General features: G+C 54.6%; 1 rRNA gene. It reads left to right on the top strand.

The features are described from left to right. Positions 1–430: 430 nt before the first annotated feature. A 23S ribosomal RNA gene (locus tag AC1DDG_RS21720) occupies positions 431–509 on the top strand; the annotation flags it as partial.

Here is a 509-nt window from a genome sequence, read left to right as displayed (position 1 = left end):
TAGTACGGTCACTGGTGTTCCCTTCGGGGGGCCCGGTGTCCTGGAACGCTCGCCGGAACGGTATCGCCGGGTAGTGTTTGGCACACTGTTGGGTCCTGAGGCAACAGGACCGTTGACGCGGGCGGGTCGTTTCCTTGTAAGAAGGGGGGGCGGCGTGCGTGTGGGGGCGGGTTTTGTTTGTTTCTGGTTTCCTGGCTGCATCGAGCATGCACGGTTTGGTTCCTTTTGGGGGCTGGTGTGTGGGGTGTGTGGTACGGGGTTGTTGTTTGAGAACTACATAGTGGACGCGAGCATCTTTTATAAGAAGCAATTTCCAAGAATATGAACCTGGATCTGGCTGCGCGTGATGGTGTCACCCTGTTGGGGTGGTGGTGTTGGGTGTGGCTGGTTTTCGTGGTTCTCTCGTGAAGTAGTTTTTTTGATCTTTTGTGGTCAAGTTTTTAAGAGCACACGGTGGATGCCTTGGCATTAGGAGCCGAAGAAGGACGTAGGAATCTGCGATAAGCCTG

This window comes from Arthrobacter sp. 10L430 (assembly GCF_056395245.1).
Note: the sequence above shows the minus strand (reverse complement) of the source record. Positions and strands in the feature narration are given on the sequence as shown.